At 55.0% G+C, this 22,610-nt stretch carries 14 protein-coding genes; 6 read left to right on the top strand and 8 right to left on the bottom strand.

Annotated elements, in window-relative coordinates; all coding sequences use genetic code 11:
• Positions 1-214: 214 nt before the first annotated feature.
• Positions 215-568 (bottom strand): hypothetical protein, encoded by a 354-nt coding sequence (locus tag ACODSK_RS28755; protein ID WP_489020985.1) that lies wholly within the window; start codon positions 566-568, stop codon positions 215-217.
• Positions 569-911: 343 nt separating this feature from the next.
• On the opposite strand from ACODSK_RS28755, the gene ACODSK_RS28750 reads away from it, so the two are divergent.
• From ACODSK_RS28750 to ACODSK_RS28740, 3 genes are all read left to right on the top strand, one after another.
• On the top strand, positions 912-5,777 hold the full coding sequence (locus ACODSK_RS28750) for an NAD-glutamate dehydrogenase (protein ID WP_489020984.1): 4,866 nt from the start codon (positions 912-914) through the stop codon (positions 5,775-5,777).
• A 257-nt stretch (positions 5,778-6,034) separates the two neighbouring features.
• Positions 6,035-6,976, top strand: coding sequence for an IS481 family transposase (locus ACODSK_RS28745; protein WP_489020982.1), 942 nt, complete (start codon positions 6,035-6,037; stop codon positions 6,974-6,976).
• 218 nt (positions 6,977-7,194) lie between these two features.
• Complete coding sequence (locus ACODSK_RS28740; protein WP_489020981.1) at positions 7,195-7,491, top strand: DUF3077 domain-containing protein; 297 nt, start codon at positions 7,195-7,197, stop codon at positions 7,489-7,491.
• Between the two features lie 97 nt (positions 7,492-7,588).
• Here ACODSK_RS28740 and ACODSK_RS28735 read toward each other — a convergent pair whose 3' ends face one another.
• Genes ACODSK_RS28735 through ACODSK_RS28715 form a run of 5 tightly spaced genes read right to left on the bottom strand, consistent with a single transcriptional unit; the run spans position 7,589 to position 16,386 of the window.
• Positions 7,589-9,397 (bottom strand): AIPR family protein, encoded by a 1,809-nt coding sequence (locus tag ACODSK_RS28735; protein WP_489020979.1) that lies wholly within the window; start codon positions 9,395-9,397, stop codon positions 7,589-7,591.
• Positions 9,397-10,410 carry a PD-(D/E)XK motif protein gene (locus tag ACODSK_RS28730; RefSeq protein WP_489020977.1) on the bottom strand — a complete coding sequence of 338 codons (1,014 nt, stop codon included), beginning with the start codon at positions 10,408-10,410 and terminating at the stop codon, positions 9,397-9,399. Before ACODSK_RS28730 ends, ACODSK_RS28735 begins: the two co-directional genes overlap by 1 nt.
• Positions 10,394-13,231, bottom strand: a complete 2,838-nt coding sequence (locus ACODSK_RS28725) for a Z1 domain-containing protein (protein ID WP_489020975.1) — start codon at positions 13,229-13,231, stop codon at positions 10,394-10,396. Before ACODSK_RS28725 ends, ACODSK_RS28730 begins: the two co-directional genes overlap by 17 nt.
• A 16-nt stretch (positions 13,232-13,247) precedes the next feature.
• A complete protein-coding gene (locus tag ACODSK_RS28720; protein ID WP_489020987.1) occupies positions 13,248-14,693 on the bottom strand; it encodes an ATP-binding protein in 1,446 nt (481 codons plus the stop codon).
• Between the two features lie 52 nt (positions 14,694-14,745).
• A complete protein-coding gene (locus tag ACODSK_RS28715) occupies positions 14,746-16,386 on the bottom strand; it encodes a DNA cytosine methyltransferase (protein ID WP_489020973.1) in 1,641 nt (546 codons plus the stop codon).
• A 28-nt stretch (positions 16,387-16,414) separates the two neighbouring features.
• Here ACODSK_RS28715 and ACODSK_RS28710 point away from each other — a divergent pair, with 28 nt between their 5' ends.
• The gene (locus ACODSK_RS28710; RefSeq protein WP_489020971.1) at positions 16,415-16,837 is read left to right on the top strand and encodes a very short patch repair endonuclease; all 423 of its coding nucleotides are present in this window, start codon (positions 16,415-16,417) and stop codon (positions 16,835-16,837) included.
• A gap of 14 nt (positions 16,838-16,851) precedes the next feature.
• Here the strand turns inward: ACODSK_RS28710 and ACODSK_RS28705 are convergent, their stop codons facing one another.
• A complete protein-coding gene (locus tag ACODSK_RS28705; protein ID WP_489020969.1) occupies positions 16,852-17,856 on the bottom strand; it encodes a hypothetical protein in 1,005 nt (334 codons plus the stop codon).
• A gap of 246 nt (positions 17,857-18,102) precedes the next feature.
• On the opposite strand from ACODSK_RS28705, the gene ACODSK_RS28700 reads away from it, so the two are divergent.
• Positions 18,103-18,876: a hypothetical protein gene (locus tag ACODSK_RS28700; protein ID WP_489020967.1), complete on the top strand. Its 774-nt coding sequence runs from the start codon at positions 18,103-18,105 to the stop codon at positions 18,874-18,876.
• Positions 18,877-19,067: 191 nt separating this feature from the next.
• Here ACODSK_RS28700 and ppsR read toward each other — a convergent pair whose 3' ends face one another.
• Positions 19,068-19,886: a posphoenolpyruvate synthetase regulatory kinase/phosphorylase PpsR gene (ppsR, locus tag ACODSK_RS28695; RefSeq protein ID WP_330078115.1), complete on the bottom strand. Its 819-nt coding sequence runs from the start codon at positions 19,884-19,886 to the stop codon at positions 19,068-19,070.
• Positions 19,887-20,071: 185 nt separating this feature from the next.
• Here ppsR and ppsA point away from each other — a divergent pair, with 185 nt between their 5' ends.
• On the top strand, positions 20,072-22,447 hold the full coding sequence (gene ppsA / locus ACODSK_RS28690; RefSeq protein WP_489020966.1) for a phosphoenolpyruvate synthase: 2,376 nt from the start codon (positions 20,072-20,074) through the stop codon (positions 22,445-22,447).
• The last annotated feature ends 163 nt before the right edge of the window (positions 22,448-22,610 follow it).

Raw genomic sequence — 22,610 nt, 5'->3', positions numbered from 1 at the left:
CACAGGTTTCATGTCGGGCTCGGGTCTTGCGGCCGACCGGGGTCCCTGTGGGAGCCGGCGTTGCCGGCGATGGCGTCCGGTCATGCAACCATTTTGCCCCTGCCGGCCTCATCGCTGGCAACGCCAGCTCCCACAGGTTTCATGTCGGGCTCGGGTCTTGCGGCCGACCGGGGTCCCTGTGGGAGCTGGCTTGCCAGCGATGAGGCCATCAGCTTCAACGCTCGCTGACGAAGGTCCCGGTCCCCTGCAGAATCACCTTCAACGCCTGCTCCACCTCATCCAGATCACCCATCGCCCCATCCAGGGCAATCTCCAGCACATCATCGCCACCAAACAGGTCGGTTGCACCCGGCGCCGTCTCGATCAGCAGGCGGGTGGCGCTCAGGGTTACCTTGATATCGCGCAGGGTGTCGCCTTCTTCGTCCAGCAGCAGGTCGATTTCGTCCTCGTCCGGGTAGCGGCTCATGATGAACAGCTCGCCCTGGCTGCTGTTGCTGCCCAGGGTGGCGAGGTTGTCCTCTTCTTCATCGCAGGGATTGGCGAAGATCAGCGCAGACGTCAGTTGCATGGCACGGCTCGATAAGGGAAATGAACCGCGAGTGTGCCAGCCTTTGCCCATGGGATGAATCTCCGGCTGCACCTCAATGACCGAATATGTCGCAGCACCGCAAGCAGGGGCGGGCGGCCTGTCGTTAAGCTGCGGTGTCGATGGATACCCGTAAAGACGCAGTTGGCTCCGGACGACAGTGGTTTTTGCAGATATCCATCTCGGTGTGACCGACCGGTCAACCAGGCACTCGCTCTTTCGCATTTCCCCTCCGCCGCGCCCGACATTGACTATGGTTGATGCGGGATAAAGCGGACACGCGCGACGCTCCACCCCATAACAAAGCCCAAGCGGAGTACCACAGATGGCGTTTTTCACCGCAGCCAGCAAAGCCGACTTCCAGCATCAACTGAAAGCCGCCCTGGCGCAGCACATCAGCGAGCAGGCACTGCCACAAGTGGCGCTGTTCGCCGAGCAGTTCTTCGGCATCATCTCTCTTGACGAACTCACCCAGCGTCGCCTGTCCGACCTGGTCGGTTGCACCCTCTCTGCCTGGCGCATCATCGAGCGCTTCGATCACGCCCAGCCCCAGGTCAATGTCTACAACCCCGATTACGAGCGTCATGGCTGGCAGTCGACCCACACCGCCGTGGAAGTCCTGCACCATGACCTGCCGTTCCTGGTCGACTCGGTGCGCACCGAGCTGAACCGCCGCGGCTACAGCATCCACACCCTGCAGACCACCGTACTGAGCGTGCGTCGCGGCAAGGATGGCGAGCTGCTGGAGATCCTGCCCAAGGGCACCCAGGGCGAGGGCGTGCTGCAAGAGTCGCTGATGTACCTGGAGATCGACCGCTGCGCCAACGCCGCCGAACTCGCGGTGCTGGCCCACGAGCTGACCCAGGTGCTGGCCGAAGTGCGCGTCGCCGTGGCCGATTTCGAGCCGATGAAGGACAAGGTCCGCGAGCTGCTGCAACTGGTCGAGCAGACCCCGTACCCGGCGGTCGCCGGCGAGAAGGCCGAGGTCAAGAGCTTCCTCGAATGGCTGGTGGGCAACCACTTCACCTTCCTCGGCTACGAGGAGTTCGTGGTCAAGGCCGACGCCCAGGGCGGCCAGCTGGTGTATGACGAGCAGTCGTTCCTCGGCCTGACCCGCCTGCTGCGCGCCGGCCTCACCGCCGAAGACCTGCGCATCGAAGACTACGCCGTCGCCTACCTGCACGAGCCGCTGCTGCTGTCCTTCGCCAAGGCCGCCCACCCGAGCCGCGTGCACCGTCCGGCCTACCCGGACTACGTGTCGATCCGCCAGCTGGACGCCGACGGCAAGGTGATCAAGGAATGCCGCTTCATGGGCCTGTACACCTCCTCGGTGTATGGCGAAAGTGTCCACCAGATCCCGTACATTCGCGACAAGGTCGCCGAAGTCGAGCGCCGTTCCGGTTTCGACGCCAAGGCCCACCTGGGCAAGGAACTGGCCCAGGTTCTCGAAGTGCTGCCCCGCGACGACCTGTTCCAGACCCCGGTGGACGAGCTGTTCAACACCGTCATGTCCATCGTGCAGATCCAGGAACGCAACAAGATCCGCGTGTTCCTGCGCAAGGACCCGTACGGCCGCTTCTGCTACTGCCTGGCCTATGTGCCGCGTGACATCTATTCCACCGAAGTACGGCAGAAGATCCAGCAGGTGCTGATGGAGCGCCTCAAGGCCAGCGACTGCGAGTTCTGGACCTTCTTCTCCGAATCGGTACTGGCCCGCGTCCAGCTGATCCTGCGGGTCGATCCGAAGAACCGCATCGATATCGACCCGAAACAGCTGGAAAACGAAGTGATCCAGGCCTGCCGCTCGTGGCAGGACGACTACGCCGCACTGACCGTCGAGGCCTTCGGCGAAGCCCAGGGCACCAACGTGCTCGCCGACTTCCCCAAAGGCTTCCCGGCCGGCTACCGCGAGCGCTTCGCCGCGCACTCGGCGGTGGTCGACATGCAGCACGTGCTCAACCTGTCGGAGAAAAAGCCGCTGGTGATGAGCTTCTACCAGCCGCTGACCCAGGCCGGTAAGCAGATCCTGCACTGCAAGCTGTACCACGCCGATACCCCGCTGGCGCTGTCCGACGTGCTGCCGATCCTGGAAAACCTCGGCCTGCGCGTGCTGGGCGAGTTCCCGTACCGCCTGCGCCACACCAATGGCCGCGAGTTCTGGATCCACGATTTCGCCTTCACCTACAGCGAAGGCCTGAGCCTGGATATCCAGCAGCTCAACGACACCCTGCAGGACGCCTTCGTCCATATCGTCAATGGCGACGCGGAAAACGACGCGTTCAACCGCCTGGTGCTGACCGCCGGCCTGCCATGGCGCGATGTTGCCCTGCTGCGCGCCTACGCCCGCTACCTCAAGCAGATCCGCCTGGGCTTCGACCTCGGCTACATCGCCAGCACCCTGAACAACCACACCGACATCGCCCGCGAGCTGACCCGGCTGTTCAAGACCCGCTTCTACCTGGCGCGCAAGCTCACCGCCGAAGACCTGGAAGACAAGCAACAGCGTCTGGAACAGGCGATTCTCAGCGCCCTCGACGACGTCCAGGTGCTCAACGAAGACCGTATCCTGCGGCGCTACCTCGACCTGATCAAGGCGACCCTGCGCACCAACTTCTACCAGCCGGACGCCAACGGCCAGAACAAGTCCTACTTCAGCTTCAAGTTCAATCCCAAGCTGATCCCCGAGCTGCCCAAGCCGGTGCCGAAGTTCGAAATCTTCGTCTACTCGCCGCGGGTTGAAGGCGTGCACCTGCGCTTCGGCAACGTCGCCCGTGGCGGCCTGCGCTGGTCGGACCGCGAGGAAGACTTCCGCACCGAAGTCCTCGGCCTGGTAAAAGCCCAGCAAGTGAAGAACTCGGTGATCGTCCCGGTCGGCGCCAAGGGCGGCTTCCTGCCACGGCGCCTGCCGCTGGGCGGCAGCCGTGACGACATCGCCGCCGAAGGTATCGCCTGCTACCGCATCTTCATCTCCGGCCTGCTCGACATCACCGACAACCTCAAGGACGGCGGCGTGGTGCCTCCGGCCAACGTGGTCCGTCACGACGATGACGACCCGTACCTGGTAGTGGCCGCCGACAAAGGCACCGCCACCTTCTCCGACATCGCCAACGGCATCGCCATCGACTACGGCTTCTGGCTCGGCGACGCCTTCGCCTCCGGTGGTTCCGCCGGCTACGACCACAAGAAGATGGGCATTACCGCCCGTGGCGCCTGGGTCGGCGTGCAGCGGCACTTCCGCGAGCGCGGCATCAACGTGCAGAAGGACGTCATCACCGTGGTCGGCGTCGGCGACATGGCCGGCGACGTGTTCGGCAACGGCCTGCTGATGTCCGAGACCCTGCAACTGGTCGCGGCCTTCAACCACCTGCACATCTTCATCGACCCGAACCCGGACCCGGCCACCAGCTTCGCCGAGCGCAAGCGCCTGTTCGACCTGCCGCGTTCGGCCTGGAGCGACTACGACACCAGCATCATGTCCGAGGGCGGCGGCATCTTCCCGCGTAGCGCGAAAAGCATCGCCATCACCCCGCAGATGAAAGAACGCTTCGCCATCGAAGCCGACAAACTCACCCCGACCGAACTGCTCAACGCCCTGCTCAAGGCCCCGGTCGACCTGCTGTGGAACGGCGGTATCGGCACCTACGTCAAATCCAGCGAAGAAAGCCACGCCGACGTCGGCGACAAGGCCAACGACGCCCTGCGGGTCAACGGCAACGAACTGCGCTGCAAGGTAGTGGGCGAGGGCGGCAACCTCGGCATGACCCAGCTCGGCCGCGTCGAATTCGGTCTCAACGGCGGCGCCACCAACACCGACTTCATCGACAACGCCGGTGGCGTCGACTGCTCCGACCACGAGGTCAACATCAAGATCCTGCTCAACGAAGTTGTGCAGGCTGGCGACATGACCGAGAAGCAGCGCAACCAGCTGCTCGGCAGCATGACCGACGAAGTCGCCGCGCTGGTGCTCGGCAACAACTACAAGCAAACCCAGGCCCTGTCCCTTGCTGCGCGCCGCGCCAAGGAACGCATCGCCGAATACAAGCGCCTCATGGCCGACCTGGAAAGCCGCGGCAAGCTCGACCGCGCCATCGAATTCCTCCCATCGGAAGAACAACTGGCCGAACGCATCGCCGCCAACCAGGGCCTCAGCCGTGCAGAGCTCTCGGTACTCATCTCCTACAGCAAGATCGACCTCAAGGAAGCGCTGCTCAAATCCCTGGTCCCGGACGACGACTACCTCACCCGCGACATGGAAACCGCGTTCCCACCGTCGCTGGTGCACAAGTTCGCTGACGCCATGCGTCGTCACCGCCTGAAACGCGAAATCGTCAGCACCCAGATCGCCAACGACCTGGTCAACAACATGGGCATCACCTTCGTCCAGCGGCTCAAGGAGTCCACCGGCATGAGCCCGGCCAACGTGGCGGGTGCCTACGTCATCGTGCGGGACATCTTCCACCTGCCGCACTGGTTCCGGCAGATCGAAGCGCTGGACTACCAGGTCCCGGCCGAAGTCCAGCTGACCCTGATGGACGAACTGATGCGTCTGGGCCGTCGGGCTACGCGCTGGTTCCTGCGCAGCCGTCGTAACGAACAGGACGCAGGCCGTGACGTTGCCCACTTCGGGCCGCAGATTGCTGCCTTGGGCCTCAAACTCGACGAACTGCTCGAAGGCCCGACCCGTGAACGGTGGCAGACCCGGTACCAGAGCTTCGTTGAAGCAGGCGTACCGGAACTGTTGGCGCGGATGGTGGCGGGTACCACGCACCTGTACACCCTGCTGCCGATCATCGAAGCCTCCGACGTTACCGGCCAGGATCCGGCCCAGGTGGCCAAGGCGTTCTTCGCTGTGGGTAGCGCGCTGGATCTGACTTGGTATCTGCAGGAAATCAGCAATCTGCCGGTGGAAAACAACTGGCAGGCGCTGGCGCGGGAAGCGTTCCGTGACGATATCGATCTGCAGCAGCGGGCCATCACGATCTCCGTGTTGCAGATGGTGGATGCGCCGGAGGATATGGATGCCCGGGTGGCTCTGTGGATGGAGCAGCATCGCGTCATGGTTGAACGCTGGCGTGCGATGCTGGACGACCTGCGGGCGGCTACTGGCACTGATTACGCCATGTACGCGGTTGCCAACCGGGAGCTGGTTGATCTGGCGCTTAGTGGGCAGTCGGCGGTGATTCCGTCTTGATGGGTTGAGGTGAAATAAGAAGGCCCCGGCAGTGATGTCGGGGCCTTTTTATTTGGGCTGTGGGTGTTGCATAGCGCTACAAAACTTCCTCTGGGTCCGACTTTCTTGTAGGCAATTTCCCAATCATACTTCGCCGGCTTTTCTGCCGTTGCGCTCTTGGAAAACGGTGCCTAGGTGTGATCTCTTGGTAGGTTGTTCATCCGGGACTTACCCGGAAAACTGGAAGTGCGATCAACAAGCCTTCCAGGAGCCACCGGATGAACCTGCATAAAAATGCTCGTCTTACACCGCGCGGTCGAGTTCTTTTGGTCCAGCGCATGCTTCAGGGACTACGTGCCGAAGAGGCGGCCCAGGCTGCAGGCGTCAGCGTGCGTACCGCCTATAAGTGGCTACGACGCTATCGCGAGGAGGGTGAGGCGGGAATGCTGGACCGAAGCTCCCGTCCTCACACTTGCCCTCACGCCACACCAGAGCAAACCTTGCTGCAATTGATCGAGAAGCGTAAGGCTCGATACACCTACCAGAACATTTCTCAAGAGCTAGGAATCGCAACCAGTACCGTCGCTCGTTTACTCCAGAGGCTGGGATTTAATCGGCTTCCCGAGCTGGAGCCCGCTCCGCCGATCAGGCGATATGAATATGCTCAGCCAGGCGACATGTTGCACTTGGATATCAAGAAGTTGGCTCGCTTCTGGAGGCCAGGGCATCGGATTACAGGGACCAGGGCGATGGGCTCGGACGGGGCCGGCTGGGAATACGTCCATGTCGCCATCGACGATGCCTCGCGCATCGCATTTTCAAGCGTGCATGCCAATCAGAAAGGGGTCACCGCCTGCAAAGCTCTGCTTCAGGCCGTACGGTACTACCGCTCTTTGAATATCCGATTCATTCGAGTCATGACTGACAACGGTAGTTGCTACCTGTCAGACCACTTTCGCCGGTTGTGCCGACGTTTGGGATTGCGACATATCCGCATCAAGCCCTATACCCCACGTACCAATGGCAAAGCGGAGCGCTTCATTCAAACGAGCCTACGAGAGTGGGCTTACGCCCGGAGCTATGAGAGCTCCGAGCAGCGAACGCAGCATTTGGTGTTTTGGCTCCACCATTACAACTGGCACAGGCCTCACTCAAGCCTGAGCTACTGCCCGCCCATCAGTCGCATTTCCCTGAACAACCTACCGGGTTTACACACCTAGGCTGCATCGGTCATTGCCCTGCAATGACTGGCTTTGACAGGCCTGAAGACCGTTTTCGAGGAGACGCCACCCGTTATGGCGGCTGTGCGTGTGGGCGCCTTCGGGCGCGCCAGGTTTTTCTCCTCATGGTCCCTGGTCTGTCAACCCGCGCACAGTTGCCACCCCTTCGGTTTGACAGCCGGGTCGTGGCAATCCTTTTTAGACCAGAGGAGTTTGTCATGAAGAAAATCGTTCCGGACCCACCGCGGTTTACCACGGTTCATACGCATTTCAGTGCTTGTAATGATGGGCATAAGCCGCTGTTTGCGGTTTGTGATGGGGTGGATATTGAGGATGCACTGGTGCATCTGTCGATGACCTTGAAGTCGGCGTTCGAGACTAATACGCAGGTTTGTGAGCAGGCGGATAGGGCGGTGGGTGGGTTGGCTTGGGCTACTTATCACTCGTTGGAGATTGCGCAGGCGTTGGTGGAGTCGTTGTTGGGTGGAGTCGCAGCGCAAAATAGTCATAGTTGAGTCTATGGCGTTGCTTATGGGCCGTTTGATCGGCCCGTAAGCTTCTGCCCCCTATTTACTATAAGATAGGTTTAATAAATGGCAGTTTTTAATGATGTTATGGTGCTTCGGGAATGACATCAATTTTCTCGGAGTATCGGTTTCGTAATACATAGTCCCAGCACTCAGGTTTTTTTGCCCACTCGGAAATCATTCTTCCACTGGAGCCTGCGTGCAGTGCTTCGTTGACTTCGTGAGCCCAAATGGAAATTTGTCGTTCCAGTTGTGGCGAAACACGTTGCGCTTGCCATACTTTTTCGAATTGAAATTGCCTTCCAAGCTTTGCCGCCAAAAGTGATACGGTATACGCAGTAATATTGGCCTGAAAAGCAGGAAATAGAGGTCTGATAATTCGATGCGCCGACTTGAAAATGATGGCCTTGGAAATTATCTGCTTGTAAGTTTCTGTGTTGGGGGTCGTATCGCTTCCTGTATCTTCAATTTCTGAAATTTCAGCCATAAAGGCTTGGAAGTTTTTCTGCGCTCCGAGGCTTACTACATGCGGCTTTTGGTCCCAAGCGAAAATAAATTTTGCGACGTCAGGTTTCGTGAGTTTGCGCGATGGAGGAATTTCTGCTTGGAGCTTTTTCTTCTGGGTGGCGGTTGTTGTATTTTTTTCCAGCATGACCTTGTAGCTACCTGTGGAACGCTCGTAGAACCAGCGCCCAACTCCATCTGGGCAATATACTCGCGTGGACAGTTTTTCCAACTCGCGATGGAAGGGCTTGTTGGCCGATAGGTCAGACTGCTTGACTACGTTTTGGCTGTTAGCAAAACGTGAGATTTTTGAAATCAACTCTTCTGGATCACTTTGATCGGACTTGAGTATTATTATTTTTGCGGGAACTCTAACTTTGTCGAGATCTAGTTCAGGTAGTTTCCTTTTGGCGAAATAAATAGAGGCTGTAGTCTGGCCCCCATTGACAATTTGCATCCCCTGTAGCCATGATATTCCCAGTGAGCCCTCGATAGTTCTATCGAGCTTTCCTGCGTCTGCGACGATTACAATCCCGTTGTTGTAGGCCATGAATCGCTCGGGTGTCTCTCGTAAGGTATCTCGAATTCCTTTGTTAACACCTTTTGCGCCTACCCCTAGAAACGATCTAACGTTAGCTTCTAGTATTCTTGGGCCATACTTTTCGTACAGTGCGCGTAGCGCATTTCCTGGTATTGCTGTAAGGGCGTAGTCATATTCTTCATTTGCTGATCCGGGAACCCAAACACTTGGTAAAGCACTTCCGCAGAGTTCATTAAAGTTTACTACTAGTTCATCCCTTGGGCGGCCTTGTTGCCAGTGATTGAAAAGGCGTTGGATGTCCATTAGTTCAACTCTGACTTGTTTTCCTTCAATTTCTTGAGGGGAATAATCTCTGGTTTTTACTTTTGCATCGGTAATTATGAAAATTCGGATGCTGTCTAAGGTCAAAAAAATCCTCTCGATTTCAGTTACGAGAGAGTAGACGTTGTTAGTCGCGTCAAGCTTGGTGGATAGTTGGTTTTTCGCGCAAAATCGAAGAAAATTTAATCCTTGAGTCGCTGCGCGAGCCACTTCTGAGTCAGCCAGATTTTCAATTTCTTCAGAACCTTTATATAAGCTCACGAAGAGGTCAAGGCGATCTGGATTTCCATTCTCGTCAGTAGTGTCGGATACAGCATAGCCACTTAGCTTGACTTTTTGGGTTCCAGGCTTCGCTTCATAGTGGCATACGGTTGTGTCAAAAGTAATTCCTTGTTCCGAAAGATGATTCATTACCTGTTCAGTAAAAAGTTCCTCGGCAGACATTGGGATTTTACCAGGCTCATGACCCTTTTTTAGTTCATCCCGGATTTCGCTTTGGATTTCTTGCAAAAAGTCTAACAGTTCCATCAGATGACTCCAATGTTTCTTAATGCTGCTGGCAATGAGAGTGTCTCAGTTTCTATGGATGCAATGTCTATTTGATATTTTGCCCATCTGATCGCCGGGGGAGTGTTTGCGGGTGTTAATCTTGGGAATTTAGGGGTTATGAGAATTAATTTTAGTTCTTGAGCTGAAAAGCGGCGGATATATGTGTCCTGATGAATGTCGAAATAGCCAGCATGGATAAGGTTTGAGTTAAATTCTTTCAGTGTGGCGGAGTCAGCGTGAAAAATAGTTCTTAAACTCTCCACCAGCTCCGGCAAAGTAATGCCTGATTCATTTACTTCCAAGCGGATACCGGCTAAATAGAGAGGGGAACTATGAGAATCATCGAGCTGGTCGAGTGAAGCGATAGTTACAGGAAATCCCTCAAGGGCTATAGTCGACTTTACTTCGATAGAGCCGGTTTCGAAAATAAAATCATGCAGCCCGTCTTGTGGACCTTTCCAAGCATCCATTATAGAAAATGGATGGACACCCTCTCCTACTAGTCTGCGTATTAGACAGAGCTCGCCTACCAGTCCCTGCTCGGACTCACCAGTTAATCCGTCGTGGCCTTTGCGCATGAACTCTTGCCAGCCTCGGATGCGAGCCAGTAGACCCTGATAGATCTGGTTCTCGGCGGCCGTTCCAGAAGCAGTTATGAGGCCCGCCAGGTCGGAAACGACTGCCGCAAACAAATCCAATGGTCCGGATGGCTGTCTTATAATCGCCAGCCACTGATAAGAATTTTGCGTTTCACCGAGATTCGCGCGCTCTATGCGAAAGCCTTGTCCTTTCGGTAAGCGAGACGCAGGAGGTATTTTGGTTGATGCGAACCCTACTAGGACAGCTTCTTCGTTGCTCGGCGAGTGTCGTGCGAGCTTAATTTGGCAACTACCCGCTTTGAGAAAGTCGATAGTTCGCCAGCCAAGCGTGGTGGCTCCTCCGGGGAGAGCCTTCCAGATTCCTTGGATGTCGGTGCTATTCACTACCGCCATACTCCTGCTCCCAGAGGATATTAGTTACGACATAAGGGACAGATTTATGCGTGCTGCTCGCGGGGAAGCTGATGCCGAAGCCAATTGCGGGTATATCGATACCATGAACATTAGATGACTCTAGATCCAAGATATAGAGTAGAAGCAAACCTCGTTCTGGATGAGCTTTCACTCCGTCAGCACCTTGACCGCGAACCCGTCTAATAAATGGTCCACTTGGTACTTCTGGATAACTGTTTCCTCTCTTTCTCGTTGGATCCGGCTTCCATGCCTTTTGTGTGCTTGATAGTGCGGCCGTCCAAGAAGCTTCGTCCAGATCGATAGCCTCATCGGGCGGTGACAGCAAGCGGCCGATTGAATATTTGTCCTCGTTGTCCGGTGCGCTATTAGAGCGTTTCATTCGTTTAATAGAGTACCCAGATACGTTCTGTCTGTTTTGAGCGCCTCCACCGATAACGGCTATAGTCCAACTGTTAAGCTCACCTGATAGGCTCATTTTTTCAATGAAGTCTGCTAGCAGATCACTGCGAACTTTTCGAGAGTCAGGGTGAGTCTTATATGATCTTAGGAAGTCTATAACAGGTTGTGCGGGAACGTTGTTCCAGCTAGCGCCATTCCACTTGTCTATGCGGCCGGGTCTTACCTGCTCGGGTATGGGGTGAGGGGTTCCAATATTGTTAGTTAGGCTATCAAAGGCGGCTAGATTTGACTTTAGCTTTTCCTCAGTTTTATAAAAAGCTACGGTTTCAACAAGCTCCCCGCTAAATGATAGGTATAGTGTTCGTCCAGTTCTCATTTTGAGCGGAGATGTCACCATGAGAACAGGGTGAGATTTGACTTTCAATCCGTAGTCGCGAGGTGTCAGACCGCTGTCTGTCATGTAATCAAACTCGGACCTCAGTTCCTCGGCTGCATCGGCTATGTGTTCGAACCAGTCTACCAAGTCCTCTGTGGTGTAAAGCCGGCAGAGGTCTATGTAGCCAGGACGATAGCCAAACCACCGCCCCATTTGCATCAGCGTATCGTACATCTTTGAGGCCCGGAGGAAATAGCTGACACAGAGACCTTCGAGGGTCAGACCACGTGCAAGCTTATCGCCGCCGACTGCAATTACTTTAAGTCCAGAGGAGTCGTCGGCATAATCTAATGCGTCTTTTGCTGTGCCGTTTATCATGCGCACATCAATTTGGTCCAATATATCAGGGAGCTGTGCTTCTATCTCCTCCCAAGTTTGGAGTGAGCCATAGATTCTTTCTTCAGGGTTCTGCTTCGCGGTTCGCTGGCTAGCCGGCAAAAAGTCTCTGTCCCACAAGCGACTGAGGTCATCAATAAAGTCATGATGATCAATTTTACGCTTTATTCGTTGATTAAGATGGGAGATATAGTCTTCGATCTGATCGTATACGCACTGTTGAACAGCATTGAAGCGTGTTACGTGTACCAGCATTGAGGAATGCTGGTTACCTTGGCCCCTTAGCTTCCGGATTGTGCAAGCTAGAATAAAGCTGTGTATTGCCTCCACAAGAGATGCTGGCATAGGGGTTGACGGCTGGTAGTTGCTCTTGTGCCCGACAGGCATCCATCCTTTTTTACCATCTTCGGAACAATGATCTTTTACGAGACGAACAAGGTCCAGTGCTCCTTCACGACCATTTTCACTAGCTAGGCCAAATACTTTGGAAGGCCCTATGTAATTTGAGGGGGCCGATAGATTCGTTATAAAGGCTGCTGGAAAAAGATCTGGTCCTTCTTTTTTTGTTTCGCCATGTTCGTGGATATATATATTTGCAAATGGGGTTGCAGTATATCCTACATAAGCCTTGCGAGAGAATGAATGTAGAATTTGTCTTATGAGGCGGTTGATCGCTGTGGGTTCGTGTTCTAGGTCTGGCTTGCCGTCGGCGCCAATTACTTTCTCTCCCGTGTCCACGGATGCATGGTCTGCTTCATCATCAATTACCAGCAGTGGCAGATGTGTGATCAAAGGTAGTTTGGTTTCAGGGTCTGTTGATCGAGCAACATGGTTATGAAGCCAGTTTCGTAGTCTAGTCAGGATTGATTTATTTTTTTTGACTACAAATAGCCAAGGCTTGCTTTCTGGAGAGACCCCTAAGTTCCTGACGAAGTTAAGATTGAAGTCACCTGTCTCGGACCTGTTGGTCACATACTGAGGGCGTAGCTCATGCGAGCTATCAATGATCCCGACACCTATTGGGTGTTTGGGGCCGTCTTTTTTCTCCGCGGTTGTTTCGTAGCCGAGGAATCCTTCATCCAGTCGCATTTGAGTCTGCGAGCGCAAATTGTTGTGCAGGCCTGCCAGTACAATAATTATTTTGTACCCTGCGTCAGCGGCCTTGCAGATCAGTCCGGTATAGTTAGCAGTTTTGCCTGACTGAACATGACCCACTACCATGCCGCGGCGATCCCAGGATCCTTCCCGAGTCGGATCCTCCAGCATCGATAGAGTTTTGTCGGTGGCTTTATCAAGCCCTTCTATAGCTTTCCATGGCAATTTTCTTTCTTGCCATTCTCGGTAACGTCTCCAGTACCGCCAATCCTGCTTGCGCTCGCTTGTTAACCAAGGAATATGGCCTTCCATATTGATCAACGATGAGTCGTCACCAATCCATATGCTATTTCGTCGTATCAATTCTTCTACTACCGCAATGCGGTCGAGGCCTTCGCCTAGCGGGGGGCGATACTTAACCAAAGCATCTATTTCTTGAGTGATTCGCTGGGGGGTTATCAGTGTTTTATCATCAATATCCGAAAGAAGATCTTGAATTATTTTGACTACAGTCCATTTTTTGTCTTCGGACATTTGAGGTCTAGCTCCATTAGAAAGTATCAGGAAGTGAGTCAATCAATACTGGGAAAGAGTGGAATGGTTCAGTTATACGTAGCTGGGCCTTGGCTGCGGAAGGCGAATACCCTTTCCTCTGGACATAATTCTTGTAAAGTGTTTCTAGATGAGCAAGTACCTCCTCGGGAGGTGCTTGCTCGAATCCTGTAGATGGAGTGTCTTTATTTTCCGCAGTATCAATCCAGATGCGTTGAACTGGGACTGTCTCCTCGATAACACGTAACATCGCTTTTATTTGTGGAAGCATCGCCCCTGCATCGTCCAGCACTGCTCTGATGGCTGGATGATCAGGATCTACGCGGTAACGTATACCGCTTGCTAGTTTTTCAGCTTTCCATGCTTCGATGAGCTGATTTTTTCCCAGCAGAATCGGCTTGCCACGATGGGCGAAAGCTCGCCTTGCTCTGCTTCTGGTTTCTTCGGCCAAGGTAGTCAACCAAGGGCGCAAGTACACCGGAGGCCTAGCAGTGGATTTTCGAATATCAATCTTCCAATCGGCGTCTGCTGAATTGGGAATGTCGACACGAATTCTCGCTAATCTGTGCGCTTCATCTTTGGTCCAAGACCGTCCGGAACCAAGCCCTAGCCAGCTACCAGCTACCAATAAGCGTTCGTTTCGATAGACATAGAATCCTTGCTGGGCAGTCCAACCTTCTGGACCTGAAAGAGCATCAAACTCTGTCGTTGTGAGTCTGTCTTTGTGAGGGAGAACATGGCACTCGGCGACTACACCTGAAATGCTCGGATGTTTAAAAGGAGGCGGATTGAAGGGTTTTGCCGGATGTCCGCTCTCGAATGGGTCCCATGGTTTTACAGGGTGCTTATTTAGGTAGATTCTCAGTCGAGGTCGATTGCCCTCGAGGTAGCGGTGGAAAACCATCCCAAGGTGTTGTTCAACGTTATCCGCTATATTGAGAAAGTCCCTGGCAGTACTTCCCGGTGTTATCACCCGATCTAGAACCTCCCATAGGACGAAAGTGCCATGTTTAATCTCTGACAACGCGTTGAGATACTCTTCTGATCCAGGGTTAGGGCCTTCCAGAAGATGCCAGCCGTCATCTTGACTAGCCGCCAAGTAGTCCAGATCCCAGCGTAACGTCTGTAGGCCGTCAGTACCGATAGTGGCAACCGTCAGTCTCCGGCATTGAGAAAATGAGGCGGTTTTTAGACCCATGCCGAAGCGGCCGAGATCGGTGGAGGATCGTTCCTCCAAAGGGCTTCGCTCGCCTAACCTCATTGCGCGGTCTAATTGCTGGGAATTCATCCCGCTGCCATTGTCAAGGCAGGATATTCGGCTTTCATTCTCAGCCCAGTGGAAGTCGAGATAAATCTCGCTGGCACCAGCAGCGATACTGTTATCAATAATATCGGCCAGCGCAGTTTGCACGTTATATCCTAAGCCACGCAGCGCCTCGACCATTGCACTAGCTTTGGGTGGCGCATTACGGCTCTTGAACTGCTGGGACCTCATGTTAGCTCTCCGTTTCGAACATGCTGAACTGCTTGATAGGCTGACTTAGGGCGGGTGCTGTATTTTTCCCACTCTGCAGAATTCGCACCACAATGTCCGCGATTTGAGATGCTAGTAATGGAGGTACGGCATTACCCACTTGGTGATACTGCTGGGTTCTATTGCCCAAGAAAAAATAGTTATCTGGGAAGGTCTGTAGTCGCGCGGCCTCTCGTACAGTGAGGCTTCTGCACTGCTTGGCATCGTAGTGAATGAAATAGTGGCCATCTTTCGCGATATGGCTTGTGATAGTCGTGGCAGGTACGCCAGCGCGCTGTACTCTAAAGCGATCACTAAACTTACCGGTTCTCCAGTTTTTGTGGTCGGGTTCAAGCCCAGGGAGGTTGAAATCGTCGTGACCTTTGGGGGAGCGCTTTCTGATATCTGCGAATACAGCAGCATAAACGTACCGGCGGAGATCAGAGCTCATATGCCCTCTAGCTTCATGATTAAGCCAGAAGCGCAACCGATCGTCGGCAAGCCACTGGTCCAGGTGCGTCGTTGTCTTGCCGTCCCATTCTGGACGCTTCATCACTCGCAGGCCGCCATTGCTCCATCCATTGCTTGAAAAAGACTTGCTCATTATTTTCAAGCGGTTTGCCAGTTTAAAGCTTTCATCAACTTCACTACTTGCTATAGCGAGCTCCGCCAAATGATTTCTTATGGTTTCAGCCCATAGATCTGATGAGTCTACTTGCCTAGAAAGAGTGCTGCGTAAAGGGGGTAGATTTCCGATTACTTGATCTATGCTCGGAGCTGCACAGGTGGATAGTTTGTGTTCAGTTACGGCGTTTGTGTACTCTTCGGATACACCAAGTAATATGACTCGATGCCTTGCTTGAGGTATGCCAAATTTTTCAGCATGAATTATATAGTTAGCTGGCGATACACTATCGGGAGAGGCTCCGCTTTCGTAGATATCGTCTGATACCAAAGAGCAAATTCGATACTTGGGGCCGGTTGTGCTTTTCCCACAAGCGGCATCTGGGTCGGCCAAATCACGAAGTATTTGAGGGAACATACTTTGGCCTCCGACTGTCGATGAAAGAATGCCTTTCACATTCTCCATCACAAATATTGCAGGCCTCTTTTGCTGAATGATTCTCAGGTATTCGCGGTAAAGAAAATGTCGATGGTCGTTTTCGGGTTTGTAATCGAGCTTGCCTTTATTTCTTGCTCTACCTACTACAGAATACGCTTGACACGGTGGGCCGCCGATCAAAACCCAAGGTTTGGACTCGTCCAAGCGATCCTTAAGGAGTTGATCTAGCTTGGTGTTGCCCTCCGGTGTGCCTAACTCGATCTGCTGAGCTTCGCTTTCGGCTTGGCGCCATGCGGAATAGCTGCTTTCGGTGTAAGGTTTTTCAACGTCAGCGGTTTCACAGAAGTGGTAATAGTCTTCTAGGTTCTCGGGACGCTCGCGTTTAAGCAAACGATAGAACGCTCTAAGACGGAGTGTAGAGTGTGCGGATGACTCCATCTCGGCGGATACCTTGATTTCGAAGGACTCACTGCCGCCACTGCAATGTGAGGAAAAACCCTCTCCAAGCCCGCCAGGTCCGGCAAAGAGATCGACCACTTGGATGGGATAGGTACGGCTCATAAAATCACACTGTTTAAAAAGGTGATGAATGGACATCGTTGACACGACAACCCGCTCTCGGATGATGGCGGGCATCAAGGGGCAGAACACCAAGCCAGAGATGGTTGTCCGGAGATTTCTGCATGCCAACGGTTATCGGTTTCGGCTTCATCGTAGGGACCTCCCTGGAAGCCCGGATATTGTACTGCCCAAATTCATGACCTGTATATTTGTACATGGCTGCTTCTGGCATCGGCACCCAGGATGCAAGTACGCGACTACACCCAAGACAAATGGTGATTTTTGGGCAAAAAAATTCGAGTACAACGTCGAACGAGACATTCGGAGCCAGGCCGCTTTGGAGGAAGCAGGGTGGTCAGTGCTGGTCATATGGGAGTGCGAAATCAAATGCTCCTCAGCTCCGCTCGCAAGCATATTGCTCGATCTCCAAAGCCGCGGTAGTGCCCAGTGATTCATCGAGCCCATTCACTGGCGATGATCAAGGACGGCCATCACATCCGGAACCCATGTGTGGCATGACCATCCTCCAGAGCTTGTTTTCTTTACGTAACGGCTTAGCGTTCCATTGAGCAAGCCGTTGATCATGCCACGAGAGCAGCCTGTGACGGATTCCGCATGAGAACTGTTGTCTCCTGGATTGTCCATGAAATATCTGAGTACCTCCAGAGAGGTCTCGTTCAGAAGCGACGCTTGCTCAACGATGAAAGACAGGTGCTGTGCTGGAAGTGAAGCTGTCTTGGATTCGGAGGCCTCAGTCACCGACGCACTGACAACGGTACCAGCAGTTTCTTCTCGAGTAGCGTTGACAGGAACCTTCGAAGCCGCGGTGCCTATCAACCACTCTTCGTCGTCTGCTAATTCGCCAAAATCAATGGCGCTGGTGCCGAGTGAGTGGGACCTTTGCATGCCAATCCGGGCTTGGGCATCTTTTGCAAGCCCCCTCAGTTCGCTATCGTCCTGCTCGGGCGCTTCCCAAGCTTTTTGCGGTAACCAATCCACAGCCCACTCATCAGTCTCCTTCACATTGGAGCCTAGAGTTGAGACGTTCATTGGTTCCGTATCGAGATCGTTGGCTAGGGTAGGCGCGTTGGAAGGGGCATCATCGCGGGGCTGGTTGTCGGAATTGATAAGGTCGAGAAAGTCCAAAAGTGTTTCTTTGGCAAGCAGATCCAATCCCACCTGGGCAAGAGTTGCAATCGAGAGTATCGCAGCGTCACCCAGCGCAGGAAATTCAGACCTTAGCAAGCCAGTGCAGTCGATGAGTCGTGTCGGCAGAGGTGATTCGGCTAGGCTCAAATAGTCGTGATTCTTCTGCTTGGCATGCGAAAGCATGGGGATAGCTGGAAGCGAGTCCACGTGAATGCAGCCATTGTCGACTGGCCAAATCCTTCTTCTATATCGAACCAAATACTCGCCGTTAACGCCTCGCTGCGCGGACTCGATTCGATCAATCTCGCGTCCGGCGATCATGACCCGCACTATCACTTTTGAGCTCTCTCGTCAGGAATTGCTAGATTTGCGCGATGATGGCGCTTTGCCAATAATGCCAACGTTTTTTTTCAGAGTACAGGGCTTGCCCGTTGGCGTCGATGAAGGGGCTAGCGCTGGGTGGGTAGCCGGATCCTGTGGTTGATGCAGATGCAGCTACTCCGACCTACACAGTGTGTCACTCACATTTTGAGCGATACCGTATCAACTACTTTAGAGGAGCAGGTCATGGGAGCGCTTTCAAAATCAGATGTTGAAGTGTCGAGGGAGGCTGTAGCGCTGGCTAATGAATGGATTATCCCAGATGCCTCTAGTGAGCAAAATGTTCTTGCAAAATTACTGGATAATCTCAAGGAGGTTGGTAGTCAGATAGGTGAATCATACAAGCTTGAGGTGAGTTCTGATCTTCTGGCTCCCCGGCTGAAGGTAACCCATGATTTGATGCGCAAGTACGGTGTTCTTGTCGATCCGGCCTCGTTAAGTGATCAGGCAATATCACGGCTGCAGTCGCGAAAAAACTACCCGCGGATCTCTGATGGCTACACATTGCGGGAGTGGAGCGATCTCGTACTAGGGGAGGGAGAGCATGTAGATTTTTACCTGCCCCATTCGCCTCGTCGTAACACTCATCTGGGAACGGTAAGATGCCTGAGCCTTGGTGCAAGTCTAGCTGTTTCAGAGTTTCTTGGTGCTGTGCAGTGCGTTACTGTGAAGCATTCTGGAGTTGAGACGTTTGAGGATGAGCAAGCACTCATTGGCGACGTGCCGGTGAAAGAGGAGCTGGATTCGGTACTTCGTGAGGAACTTGATGCTTACAAGAAAATTGATGTGTCTGAAGAGAGTATTCTGTCTGTGCTGAGCAAGCAGGCGAAAGGGCGCTGGTCTCCGCTGGTCCAAAACTGCATTAGGAGTTTAGAGCAATCTGCTAGCGCAGCTAGTGATTCCGAACTCGTAACCCAATTGTTGGATTGCATTGATCATTCTAGGCAGTTCGACCTATAGATATCATCGAGCCACGCGGGAGCCTCATATTTTGCGGATTCAAGCTCGTGCCATCTTCCTTACAAGCTGCTAGCTGGCGGTTTTCAAGCAATGATGGTGGTGAGCTGTTATTGAATGTAAAGAAGTGCTTTCAGGTATTGCATCGCAGCCAAGCTTGAGTAGGGCACTAGGCTGCGTCTTGCAAGCCTCGTTTACTTAAACCGCCGCTCCACCCCTTTCTCTACCAAAATCTTCGCCGAAATCTCCTCCACCGAAAAATGAGTGGAGTTGATGTGCGGGATATTCTCGCGACGGAAGAGGTTCTCTACCTCACGGACCTCGAACTCGCATTGGGCGAAACTGGCGTATCGGCTGTTCGGTTTACGTTCGTGACGAATGGCAGTCAAACGGTCCGGGTCGATAGTCAGGCCGAACAGCTTGTGTTGGTGGTTCTTTAGCGCCGCCGGCAACTGCAGCCGCTCCATGTCATCCTCGGTCAGCGGATAGTTCGCAGCCCGAATCCCAAACTGCATAGCCATGTACAGACAAGTAGGCGTCTTCCCACACCGCGAAACCCCCACCAGAATCAGATCCGCCTTGTCGTAGTAATGCGTCCGCGCCCCATCATCGTTATCCAGCGCAAAGTTCACCGCCTCAATCCGCTCCATATAATTGGAGTTCCCGCCAATCGAGTGCGATTTCCCCACGGAATACGACGAATGGGCCGTCAGCTCCTGCTCCAGCGGCGCGAGGAACGTGGAGAAGATGTCGATCATGAACCCGTTCGACGTCGCCAAAACCTCGCGGATGTCTTGGTTGACGATGGTGTCAAAGATGATCGGCCGCACCCCATCCCGCTCTGCCGCGGCGTTGATCTGCTGCACCATGACCCGCGCCTTGTCCACCGTGTCGATGTAGGGACGGGTGAACTTGTTGAACGGAATGTTCTCGAATTGGGCTAGCAGACTTTGCCCGAGGGTCTCCGCGGTGATGCCGGTGCCGTCGGAAATGAAGAAGGCAGATCGTTTCATTTGCGCCATGGGCCTTAAGCTGGTGACGATTCTTGGATATGATAGGTTCGGTTTGCCGAACGCCATCGTTACGACATCGTCGGCATTCTCACTTATTTTCCAGGTCCAGGCCACAAGCGCCCGGCCAGCCCCCAGGGGGCGCCGGCGTCCTGAGCTTTTCCAATACAGTTAGTGGAGAGATCACCTTGGTAGAGTACGTAGTTTCCCTCGATAAGCTCGGCGTCCATGATGTGGAGCATGTGGGGGGCAAGAACGCATCCCTGGGCGAGATGATCAGTAACCTCGCGGGCGCCGGTGTATCCGTCCCCGGCGGCTTTGCCACTACGGCTCAGGCGTACCGTGATTTCCTTGAGCAGAGCGGTCTGAACGCGAAGATCCATGAGGCTCTCGACGCCCTGGACGTAGACGATGTCAACGCCCTGGCCAAGACCGGCGCACAGATCCGCCAGTGGGTGATGGACGCCGAGTTCCCGGCGCGCCTCGACGCCGAGATCCGCACCGCCTTCGCCGAGATGGCCAACGGCAACGAGAACATGGCCGTGGCCGTGCGCTCTTCCGCCACCGCCGAAGACCTGCCGGACGCTTCCTTCGCCGGCCAGCAAGAAACCTTCCTGAACATTCGCGGCGTGGACAACGTGATCCGCGCCGCCAAGGAAGTGTTCGCTTCCTTGTTCAACGACCGCGCCATTTCCTACCGCGTGCACCAGGGCTTCGACCATAAGCTGGTGGCCCTGTCCGCCGGCGTGCAGCGCATGGTCCGTTCGGAAACCGGAACGGCCGGCGTGATGTTCACCCTGGATACTGAATCCGGCTTCCGCGACGTGGTGTTCATCACCGGCGCCTACGGCCTGGGTGAGACCGTCGTACAAGGCGCGGTCAACCCCGACGAATTCTATGTGCACAAGAACACCCTCGAAGCCGGCCGTCCGGCGATCCTGCGCCGCAACCTGGGCAGCAAGGCGATCAAGATGGTCTACGGCGACGAAGCCAAGGCCGGTCGTTCGGTCAAGACCGTCGATGTCGACAAGGCTGACCGCGCCCGTTTCTGCCTGAGCGACGCCGAAGTGGCCGAGCTGGCCAAGCAGGCGATGATCATCGAGAAGCACTACCAGCGTCCGATGGACATCGAGTGGGCCAAGGACGGTGACGACGGCCAGCTGTACATCGTTCAGGCCCGTCCGGAAACCGTGAAGAGCCGCGCCAGCGCCAACGTGATGGAGCGCTACCTGCTGAAAGAGAAGGGCACCGTGCTGGTTGAAGGCCGTGCCATCGGCCAGCGCATCGGCGCCGGCAAGGTCCGCGTGATCCACGACGTATCGGAAATGGACAAGGTCCAGCCAGGCGACGTACTGGTCTCCGACATGACCGACCCGGACTGGGAGCCGGTGATGAAGCGCGCCAGCGCCATCGTTACCAACCGCGGCGGCCGTACCTGCCACGCGGCGATCATCGCTCGTGAGCTGGGTATTCCTGCAGTTGTGGGTTGCGGCAACGCCACCCAGGTGCTGAAGGATGGCCAGGGCGTGACCGTTTCCTGCGCCGAGGGCGATACCGGCTTCATCTTCGAGGGCGAGCTGGGCTTCGACGTCAAGCAGAACTCGGTGGACGCCATGCCCGAGCTGCCGTTCAAGATCATGATGAACGTCGGCAACCCGGACCGCGCCTTCGACTTCGCCCAGCTGCCGAACGCCGGTGTGGGCCTGGCCCGTCTGGAATTCATCATCAACCGCATGATCGGCGTGCACCCGAAAGCACTGCTGAACTACGCGGGCCTGCCGCAAGAGCTGAAGGACAGCGTCGACAAGCGCATCGCCGGCTATAACGACCCGGTCGATTTCTATGTCGAGAAGCTGGTCGAGGGCATCAGCACCCTGGCCGCGGCGTTCTGGCCGAAGAAGGTCATCGTGCGTCTGTCGGACTTCAAGTCCAACGAATACGCCAACCTGATCGGCGGCAAGCTGTACGAGCCGGAAGAAGAGAACCCGATGCTGGGCTTCCGCGGTGCCTCGCGCTACATCAGCGAGTCGTTCCGTGACTGCTTCGAGCTGGAATGCCGTGCGCTGAAGCGTGTGCGCAACGAGATGGGCCTGACCAACGTCGAGATCATGGTGCCGTTCGTCCGTACCCTGGGCGAAGCCAGCCAGGTGGTCGACCTGCTTGCCGAGAACGGCCTGGGCCGTGGCGTCAACGGCCTGCGCGTGATCATGATGTGCGAACTGCCATCCAACGCCATCCTGGCCGACGAGTTCCTCGAATACTTCGACGGCTTCTCCATCGGTTCCAACGACCTGACCCAGCTGACCCTGGGCCTGGACCGCGACTCCGGGATCATCGCCCACCTGTTCGACGAGCGTAACCCGGCGGTCAAGAAGCTGCTGGCCAACGCCATCCAGGCGTGCAACAAGGCTGGCAAGTACATCGGCATTTGCGGCCAGGGCCCTTCGGACCACCCGGACCTGGCCAAGTGGCTGATGGAGCAGGGCATCGAAAGCGTGTCGCTGAACCCGGACTCCGTGCTGGAGACCTGGTTCTTCCTGGCCGAGGGTCAGGCTGCGGTCTGATGCGTTAGTGACATAGGCGCCGGCACTCCTTTGGGAGTGTCGGCGCTTTGCTTTTTATCCAGGGCGTGTTCAGTGATGGCTGGCGCATGCCGAGGGATTTTCAGCGTTCTCAAGATCGAGCGCCGCCCGCGCGGCGCATCGCCGGCAATCGGATCGCCGCCCG

The sequence above is a fragment of the Pseudomonas sp. FG98 genome (assembly GCF_057808595.1).
Note: the sequence above shows the minus strand (reverse complement) of the source record. Positions and strands in the feature narration are given on the sequence as shown.

Coding starts and splice junctions, on each gene's coding strand:
- ACODSK_RS28755 (WP_489020985.1), bottom strand. CDS start 568: ATGCAACTGACGTCTGCGCTGATCTTCGCCAATCCCTGCGATGAAGAA.
- ACODSK_RS28750 (WP_489020984.1), top strand. CDS start 912: ATGGCGTTTTTCACCGCAGCCAGCAAAGCCGACTTCCAGCATCAACTG.
- ACODSK_RS28745 (WP_489020982.1), top strand. CDS start 6,035: ATGAACCTGCATAAAAATGCTCGTCTTACACCGCGCGGTCGAGTTCTT.
- ACODSK_RS28740 (WP_489020981.1), top strand. CDS start 7,195: ATGAAGAAAATCGTTCCGGACCCACCGCGGTTTACCACGGTTCATACG.
- ACODSK_RS28735 (WP_489020979.1), bottom strand. CDS start 9,397: ATGGAACTGTTAGACTTTTTGCAAGAAATCCAAAGCGAAATCCGGGAT.
- ACODSK_RS28730 (WP_489020977.1), bottom strand. CDS start 10,410: ATGGCGGTAGTGAATAGCACCGACATCCAAGGAATCTGGAAGGCTCTC.
- ACODSK_RS28725 (WP_489020975.1), bottom strand. CDS start 13,231: ATGTCCGAAGACAAAAAATGGACTGTAGTCAAAATAATTCAAGATCTT.
- ACODSK_RS28720 (WP_489020987.1), bottom strand. CDS start 14,693: ATGGTCGAGGCGCTGCGTGGCTTAGGATATAACGTGCAAACTGCGCTG.
- ACODSK_RS28715 (WP_489020973.1), bottom strand. CDS start 16,386: ATGAGCCGTACCTATCCCATCCAAGTGGTCGATCTCTTTGCCGGACCT.
- ACODSK_RS28710 (WP_489020971.1), top strand. CDS start 16,415: ATGGACATCGTTGACACGACAACCCGCTCTCGGATGATGGCGGGCATC.
- ACODSK_RS28705 (WP_489020969.1), bottom strand. CDS start 17,856: ATGATCGCCGGACGCGAGATTGATCGAATCGAGTCCGCGCAGCGAGGC.
- ACODSK_RS28700 (WP_489020967.1), top strand. CDS start 18,103: ATGGGAGCGCTTTCAAAATCAGATGTTGAAGTGTCGAGGGAGGCTGTA.
- ppsR (WP_330078115.1), bottom strand. CDS start 19,886: ATGAAACGATCTGCCTTCTTCATTTCCGACGGCACCGGCATCACCGCG.